Annotated in this window: 6 protein-coding genes and 1 tRNA gene; 4 read left to right on the forward strand and 3 right to left on the reverse strand. The window is 62.3% G+C overall.

Annotated elements, in window-relative coordinates:
* Positions 1 to 386 precede the first annotated feature (386 nt).
* Positions 387 to 860 (reverse strand): cupin domain-containing protein, encoded by a 474-nt coding sequence (locus V3H18_RS09425; protein ID WP_332081772.1) that lies wholly within the window; start codon positions 858 to 860, stop codon positions 387 to 389.
* Positions 861 to 934: 74 nt separating this feature from the next.
* Here V3H18_RS09425 and V3H18_RS09430 point away from each other — a divergent pair, with 74 nt between their 5' ends.
* The 4 genes from V3H18_RS09430 to V3H18_RS09445 all read left to right on the forward strand — a co-directional run bounded on the left by V3H18_RS09430 (position 935) and on the right by V3H18_RS09445 (position 5,426).
* Positions 935 to 1,825: an isoaspartyl peptidase/L-asparaginase family protein gene (locus V3H18_RS09430; protein WP_332081773.1), complete on the forward strand. Its 891-nt coding sequence runs from the start codon at positions 935 to 937 to the stop codon at positions 1,823 to 1,825.
* Positions 1,826 to 1,919: 94 nt separating this feature from the next.
* Positions 1,920 to 2,990 (forward strand): endonuclease/exonuclease/phosphatase family protein, encoded by a 1,071-nt coding sequence (locus V3H18_RS09435; protein ID WP_332081774.1) that lies wholly within the window; start codon positions 1,920 to 1,922, stop codon positions 2,988 to 2,990.
* 133 nt (positions 2,991 to 3,123) lie between these two features.
* A complete protein-coding gene (locus V3H18_RS09440) occupies positions 3,124 to 4,848 on the forward strand; it encodes a thiamine pyrophosphate-binding protein (RefSeq protein WP_332081775.1) in 1,725 nt (574 codons plus the stop codon).
* 11 nt (positions 4,849 to 4,859) lie between these two features.
* Positions 4,860 to 5,426 carry a carboxymuconolactone decarboxylase family protein gene (locus tag V3H18_RS09445; protein ID WP_332081776.1) on the forward strand — a complete coding sequence of 189 codons (567 nt, stop codon included), beginning with the start codon at positions 4,860 to 4,862 and terminating at the stop codon, positions 5,424 to 5,426.
* A 9-nt stretch (positions 5,427 to 5,435) separates the two neighbouring features.
* Here the strand turns inward: V3H18_RS09445 and V3H18_RS09450 are convergent, their stop codons facing one another.
* Positions 5,436 to 7,097, reverse strand: a complete 1,662-nt coding sequence (locus tag V3H18_RS09450) for an alpha-keto acid decarboxylase family protein (protein ID WP_332081777.1) — start codon at positions 7,095 to 7,097, stop codon at positions 5,436 to 5,438.
* 388 nt (positions 7,098 to 7,485) lie between these two features.
* Positions 7,486 to 7,562, reverse strand: a tRNA-His gene (locus V3H18_RS09455).
* Positions 7,563 to 7,734 lie beyond the last annotated feature (172 nt).

A 7,734-nucleotide genomic window follows, 5' to 3' on the forward strand; every position in this document is an offset into this window, starting at 1 on the left:
GGATCTGTCGCCGGATAATCAAATCTAGGATTGATGCGTTCGCCGCTTCTGCAACGCGCAATGTTCCCGAGCGGCGCCGTGGCGTCCCGCGCTCGGCTCGAAGTTCACAATCTTTGAATTATTATCCGCATGCACATTTAGGCAGTGTGACGCTTCGCACATTCGCTGTTTCGGTCTGAAGCGTCGGCTGTGCCGCTCACAACGGCATTGATGTTATGGAGCCTTGAATAGGCTGCATCGAGATCGCCGTCCTCCTGCAAACGCATGGCGCCCAAAGAAAATGCAGTGATTGCGGCTTAAGCAGAATTGTTCCTAAGAGAGAGAGCAGGATTGTTTTGAAACGATCCTGCTCCCGTGGCGTCATTTATCGGCGCTAAGCGCCAAAATCACTTCTTCGACGGATAAAGAATGACATGCTCCTGTTCGTCTCCGTCGTCGCGCGCGACGATGGCGATCGCCGGCTCGCTGTCGCTCAAGTTTATCGGCTGATGCGGCACGTCGGCGGGAATGAAGATAAAGTCGCCGGCGACGTTCACGATGCTATTTTCCAGCTTGTCGCCATAGCGCGTTTCGACGCGGCCCTGCATGAGATAGATCGCCGATTCATGCCCTTTATGCACATGCGCCTCGGCTTTGCCGCCCGGCGGAATCACGACCTTCAGCAGCGAAAGCCCTTTTGCGCCGGCGGTCTTCGTCGAAATTCCGGGAAAGGTCGGGAGCGCCTGCTTGGATTGCGAGGCTTCGCCGACGCGGACGGTGACGACGTCCTTGCCGTTCTTTTCGCCTATGATGGTCGTGTCGGACGCGGCCGGTCCCGCGAGGAATGCGAATATGAGGGTGAAGAGCAGTCTGTTGCGCATGGGACGAACCCCTTTCTGTAAAGATGCCGAACATATGGCTCGCATTGCCGCGCCGCCAAGCGTGGATATGCGCCATGAGTGATTTCTCGCTCATCATCCATGGCGGGGCGGGCGCGATCCAAGCGCCGCAGCGATATGAGGATTCGCTGCGCCGCGTCGTCGAGGAAGGCGCGCGCCTGCTCGACGCGGGCGCTTCGTCGCTCGACGCCGTAACGCGCTGCTTGACGCTGCTCGAAGATGATCCGCTCTATAACGCCGGGCGCGGTTCGGTGCTCGACGCCGAGGGACGCGTCGCTTGCGACGCCTCCATCATGGACGGCCGCAGGCTCAACGCCGGCGCCGTCGCCGGCGTTCGCGGCGTGAGGAATCCCATTCTCCTCGCGCGCGCCGTGATGGAGAAAAGCGGCCATGTGCTGCTCATCGGCGAAGGCGCGGAACGTTTCGCGCGAGAACAGAACATTGTCTTCGAGGACGAAAGTTATTTTCTCGCCGAGGAGCGCGCCGCCCAATTGATGGAAGCGCAAAAGCGGGAGCGAATCGCGCTCGATCGTTCGGAGTCCAAGCTCGGCACGGTGGGCGCCGTCGCGCGCGACCGATATGGCGATCTCGCGGCGGCGACGTCGACGGGCGGCGTCACCAATCAACGCCCGGGACGTGTCGGCGATTCGCCGGTCATCGGCGCGGGAACCTATGCGGATAATGCGAGCTGCGCCGTGTCCTGCACGGGCGTCGGCGAGGATTTCCTGCGCGTCTCGCTTGCGAGAACAGCCGCCTTCTTCGTCGAATATCGCAGCATGCGCGCCGAAGAGGCCGCAAAGGCGGCGATCGAACTTCTCGTCGATAAAGTGCAAGGGCAGGGCGGCCTCATCCTGATCGACCGCGACGGACGATGCGCGCATGCGCATTCGACGCCGGGCATGCTGACGGCGACGTTCGAGAAAGGCGTCTCGCGCGTCGAGACATAGGCGACGATGTCGTCTCGTTGCGAAAGCCCTTTTGTCTCCGGTTCCCCGCTGCTAGCATTCGATCGTTGCGCAATTGATATTTCGGGGATTGGCCATGGTTCAATATTCGGGGCTTCGCTTTTGGAAAGATGTGGCGGCGCGGGATCGGACGATCGACCGGCTGCTCGCGCTTCGCGCCGGACTGACGCAACAAATCATCGCCAGCAACAAGCAGACGAGCGTGCTTCTTGCCACATGGAACATCAGGGATTTTGGCGGCCACAGGCTCAATCCGGGACCGCGCCTCGACGAGTCTTTGCTCTATATCGCCGAGATCATTTCGGCTTTCGATCTCGTCGCGATCCAGGAGGTCAATGAGGACATGACCGAGTTTCAAAAGGTCATGCGTCTGCTGGGACCTCACTGGGACTATATCGTCACCGACCAGAGCGGAAATATGGAGCGCCTCGCCTTCGTGTTCGACAGGCGCAAAATTCTGTTTCGCCATGTCGCGGGCGAGATCGTCCTCCCCGAGAAGAAAGGCTCGCCGGTTCCGCAGTTCAACCGCACGCCCTTCCTCGTCGCCTTTCAGGCCGGCTGGTTCAAGTTCAATATTTGCACCGTGCACATTTATTACGGCTCGGCGACCGACACCGCCAAGCGCAAACGCGAAATCTCCGACATCGCCGAATTTTTCGCCGCGCGTCAGAAGAAGGACGGCGAGACTTACATATTGCTCGGCGACTTCAATATCCTCAATCCCGAAGATCCCACGATGGGCGCATTGCTCGGCGGCGGCTTCGAGGTTCCGGCGGCGCTGCGAAAGCCGACCGCGCTCGCGAGCGCCAATTTCTACGACCAGATCGCGTTGCGCACGCAGAACAAGCTCGTCGAGATCAAGAACGCCGGCAATTTCCCTTGGCAGAACTATGTGTTTCGCGACGATGCAGTCGATTACGCCGCCTATAAGCCCTTCATGCCGACGAAGACAAAGACGGAAAAGCCCATAAAGACGGATATAGGCGCCTATCGAAAGTGGCGCACCTGGCAGATGTCGGATCATCTGCCGCTCTGGACCGAGATCAAGGTCGACTTCACCGAAGCCTATCTTGAAAGTTTGAGAACCGGCGCCGAACCGCTCGCGGATTTCAGCCGGAAATCCGTTTCCGCGCCGTCGGCGGATTGACGCCTGTCGGCAAGGTTCCGCAGGATTTTCGCGTGAGCGTCGTCATCGGGGACGGCGACGCCTTGTGCTCGGCCGCGCAGCGCCTATAAGACTGAAGCTTGTCCGACAGCCTCATCACCGATTGGAGCGCGCCATGCCCCTCGGCGTCGATTTTCTTCTCGACGCCCTGGCGTCGGAAGGCCTCGATCATCTCTTCATGGTCCCCGGCGGCCTGGTCGATCCTTTTCTCCCCGCGCTTGGACGGCAAAAGGCGCTGACGCCGATCGTCGCGGCGCAGGAGGGCGGCGCGGCCTATATGGCCGACGGCTATGCGCGCGCCAGCGGAAATTTCGGCGCGGCGCTCTGCATCGGCGGCCCCGGCCTCGCCAATACGGTGACGGCGGTGGCGACGGCGCAGACCGACGGCTCGCCGGTTCTGCTGATGAGCGGCGAGGTCGCGACGCTCATCGAGGGCCTCGGCGTCTTTCAGGACGCGAGCTCCCAGACGCTCGACGACGTCGCGGTCTTGAAGCCGCTTACGCGCTATTCCTCCTCGGTCGACAATCCGAGAAATTTGCCGCATCTCTTTAAGCACGCGTTGTTGCAGCTTAGGACGCGCCCCGCTGGGCCGGCGCATCTCTCGCTTCCCGGCGACGTGCTCGCGGGGGAGCTTTCGGTCGAGCATGCGCCGATCGATCCCGCGCTCAGCCATCCTGGCGCGCTGTCATTCTCGGCCGCGACATCGTCGCTCGCGCATTTCCTCGGCGCGCCCGGCGCCGAGCCGCCTGTCAGGATCGCGATTCTCGCCGGCGCCGGCGTGGAGCACGCAAACTCAGCGCAGGCGCTGCGCCAATTCGCCGAGCTGTGGCGCATTCCCGTCGCGACGACCTTGCGCGGCAAGGGCGTCTTTCCCGAAGATCATCCGCTGTCGCTTGGCGTCTTCGGCTATGCGGGAACGCATCATTCGCGCATGGCGCTTATGGAGGCGCCGCTCGATCTTTTCGTCATACTCGGGTCGGGATTGAACGAACGCGACACCATGCATTGGGCGCTCAAGATCGACTCCAACGCGGTCGTTTGCGTCAACCTGTCGCCCTCCGCCATCGGCGCGAATGTGAATGGTGGCGGCGTGGTCGGCGATTGCGGCGCCTATCTCAACTTCCTCCTCGACCATAGCGACGAATTGCGGCCGTCCCTGCAGGCGGGCCAAGAGCGTCGCGCCGCCTGGCTTGCCAAAATTCGCGCCAAACCACGTCTGCAAGATCCGGAACATTGCGAAAGCGACGCCGTTCCGATTCATCCCGCGCGCGCCATCGCCGAATTGAGAAAGCTTTTTCCGCGCGACGGCGTTCTCGTCGTCGATTCCGGCGCGCATCGGGCCTTCGCCGGCCATTACTGGGAATCCTACGCGCCGCGAACCTATATTTCGGCCACCAATCTCGGGCCGATGGGCTGGGCCATCGCCGCCGCGGTCGGCGTTCAATGCGCGAGCCCTTCGCGCCGGGTCGCCGTCATCACCGGCGACGGATGCATGCGCATGGGCGGCATGGAGATCGCCACCGCCGCGCGCTATCAGTTGCCCGTCGTCTTCGTGGTGATCAATAACGCCGCGCTCGGCAATGTCTGGCTGCGCGCGCATATCAAAGGTCCGGTTCCCGACGAATTGACTCGCCTGCCGGATCACGATTGGGCGGGCTTCGCCCGGGCGCTCGGCTGTCGCGGCGAGACGGCGCGCGCGCCGGCCGACCTCGCCGACGCTTTCGAACGGGCGCTGAGCGGCGTCGGGCCGTGCGTTGTCGACGTCAAGGCCGACAAGGCTTTCGGCACGCCGGTCGAGGATTGGGTCGCCGCCGTCGCCGCCTATTCCTATCACGAGTGAGGGAGGCGCCGATGGCCGAACTGCCCTTCGATCCCACGAAACTCTCGCCTTCCGACCGCGCGCGCTATGAACGCATGGTCGAGCGGCGCAAGGCCGAGGGCGCGCCCTTCGGCGGCCCCTACGCCGCCCTGATGAATCATCCGCAGCTTTGCGAGAAGGTGGAGGATTTGGGTTTTTATCTCAAATTCCAGGGGCATCTTTCGCGCGAGGTTTATCAGTTGGTGGTTCTTACGGTCGCGCGAAAAACCGGGGCCGAATTCGAGTGGATCGACCATGTCCATCATGCGCGCGCGGCGGGCGTGCCCGACTCTGTGATCGACGCTCTCCAAAGCGCCGCCGATCTCACTGAGATAACCCTTGCGCCTTACGATCTCGCCGCGAAAATCCTCGCCTCGACATTGGCGTGGAAAAACGTGCCGCGAGAAATTCAGGATGAAGCCATCGCGCGCTTCGGCATGGAAGGCTTCGTCGAACTGGTCGTGCTCTCGGGCTTCTATCAGATGTTTTCGGCGATCAATCAGGGTTTCGACGTCGCCTTGCCCGTCGGCGCGCAGGCGCCCTTCGCTTCAAAGCAGTGAGGCCTGACGCTATTGCGCATCGGGAGAAGGCGATCGTTGCGCGCTGCGCACCCTATCCCCAAGCTTGGCGGTTAGGCGCTTGAGCGCGGGCGATTGATCGTCGCGGGCGAGAGCGACCTGAATGAGAGACCAGCCGGACTCATGATTGCGCGCCTTGATCAGCGCATCCGCCATTTCGCGTTCGGTGGCGGCCGTCATGCCGAGACCGCCTCCCAGTACCCGGGGAAGCTCGGAATAATTCCAGCGGTGCACGTCATTGAATCGTCCATCCAGCATCGGCCGCTCCGTTCCATATCCATCATTGTCGAGAACGATGACGATCGGATTCATGCCGAAGCGGGCGGCCGTCGCGAGCTCCATGCCGGTCATCTGGAACGCTCCATCGCCGACAAGCACCAGCGGCCGCAGCGTCGGCGCCGCGGTCTTGACGCCGAGCGCCGCCGGCACCGCGAAGCCGAGCGAGGCGTAATAGGCGGGCGCGAGAAAATGCGCGCCGTCGCTGATGAATAAGTCCGACGCGCCGAACAGCGCGTCGCCTGGATCCGCGATGACGATCATATCCTTCTCGATGAAGGCGTTGATCTGTCGAAAGAGCGCCTCGACGGTCAATTCGCGGTCGCTCGGCGCGAAGGGGCCCGGATGTTGCGGATGCTCATAGGGCGCGACATCGCGCCTTTGCCATCCATGTTCCGAAAGCGCCGAGATGAAATCCTCCATCCTCACGTCGTCATAAGCATGGAGACCGATCGAGACGCGATCCTTGGCGGCGTAAATGGCGTCGCGCCGATCTATGTTGGCGGTATAAAGGCCGAGATTGAAATCGGTCATCATGGCGCCGAGCAACATGACGCAGTCGCTCTTTTCCACATAGTCGCGCACTTCTTCGCGGCCTATGGCGCCTTCATAGAGTCCGAGGTAACCCGGATGAGACTCGGGAAAGGCCGACTTGCCCAGGATCGTCGCCGCGACGGGAATTCCGGTCCGATCCGCGAGCCTGGCGAGCTGCGGTTGCAGACGGAAGCGGTGCAATTCTTCGCCGGCCAGAATAACGGGATGTTTCGACGCGCAAATGCGCTCGACCGCTTCCGACAGGGCGGCAGCGAGAGCCTCTTCATCGCTTGATTCAGGCGGCAGCGAACGCGCCTGCGTCGGTCCGATCTCGGCGGACGCCATGTCGCGCGGCAATTCGAGATAGACGGGACGGCTGTGGCGCTTCGCCAAGGCGAACATGCGTTCGATCTCATCGGCGGCGGTGAGCGGGTCGTCGAGCGCCGCCGCGCCGACGGTGAGTTCGCGAAAGACTTTGAGCTGCGTGTCGAAATCCTTGACCCGATGATGGAGCAGGGAATTGCGCCGCCGCTCGGCGACGCCCGGGGCGCCGCTGATGACGACGATCGGCGAGCGTTCGGCGTAAGCCTGCGCGATGGCGTTCGCGACTTTCAGGCCGCCGACGCAATAGGTGACGACGCAAACGGCGAGGCCCCTCAAGCGCGCATAGGCGTCGGCGGCGAAGCCCGCCCCCTGTTCGTCGCAAGTGTTGATGATCTGGACGGGGCTATTTTCCAGCAGCGAGAAAAAAGTCAGGCAATAGTCGCCAGGGACGCCGAAGACATGGCCGATCCCCTCCTCCTCGATGCGTCTGACAAGATAGGAGCCGATCGTTTCTCGCATGCGCGCTCCGTGCAAATGTTCTGACGCCGGTATCGAGGACGCTGGCATAAGGTAATCCGGCCAGCCGGCCGGACTCAATGGGATGAAGGGCGTTCGAGGGGCAATTCGAACGATCGTTGGCGCCTTTTTTTGGAAGGCTGATTTTTCAATAAATGGCGCGTGCGTCTCAACACATCCATCGGAATGATCGCGGTCTATCCTTAACCATCAAATTAAGGAGGACGCCATGAGCGCCATCGGCACTAAAATTTTGGGAGCTATTATCGGCAGCGCCATCTTCTTTGGCATTGGCATCGCGCTGGCCCATGCGGGAGCCGTCATCGGCTGATTGGGGCCGGCCCCGTTAGGGTCGAATCAGTCATCCCGGAGGGACGGTCGTGGCGCCAAATGGTACCGCCACCCCGGCTCGAACGGGGGACCCCCAGATCCACAATCTGGTGCTCTAACCAACTGAGCTATGGCGGCATGAAGCGGCGCGAACCTAAGAGCAAGCGCCCGCGATTGCAAGCCTAAGTCAAGCGCCGCCTGAGGAGGCCAGCGCCCTCTCGCCGAGCCTGACGAGCGCCGCGCGCAGCCCCTCCTCGGCGACGCCTTCGGTCGCCTCCACCGCCCGCGCGCGCGCCGCCGCGTCGGGCCT

Source organism: Methylocystis borbori, assembly GCF_036576025.1.
GTDB lineage: Bacteria > Pseudomonadota > Alphaproteobacteria > Rhizobiales > Beijerinckiaceae > Methylocystis > Methylocystis borbori.

What these genes read in the sequence shown, in the direction of transcription:
- V3H18_RS09450 (WP_332081777.1), bottom strand. Translation starts at nt 7,097, where the DNA reads ATGCGAGAAACGATCGGCTCCTATCTTGTCAGACGCATCGAGGAGGAG.
- V3H18_RS09435 (WP_332081774.1), top strand. Translation starts at nt 1,920, where the DNA reads ATGGTTCAATATTCGGGGCTTCGCTTTTGGAAAGATGTGGCGGCGCGG.
- V3H18_RS09440 (WP_332081775.1), top strand. Translation starts at nt 3,124, where the DNA reads ATGCCCCTCGGCGTCGATTTTCTTCTCGACGCCCTGGCGTCGGAAGGC.
- V3H18_RS09445 (WP_332081776.1), top strand. Translation starts at nt 4,860, where the DNA reads ATGGCCGAACTGCCCTTCGATCCCACGAAACTCTCGCCTTCCGACCGC.
- V3H18_RS09425 (WP_332081772.1), bottom strand. Translation starts at nt 860, where the DNA reads ATGCGCAACAGACTGCTCTTCACCCTCATATTCGCATTCCTCGCGGGA.
- V3H18_RS09430 (WP_332081773.1), top strand. Translation starts at nt 935, where the DNA reads ATGAGTGATTTCTCGCTCATCATCCATGGCGGGGCGGGCGCGATCCAA.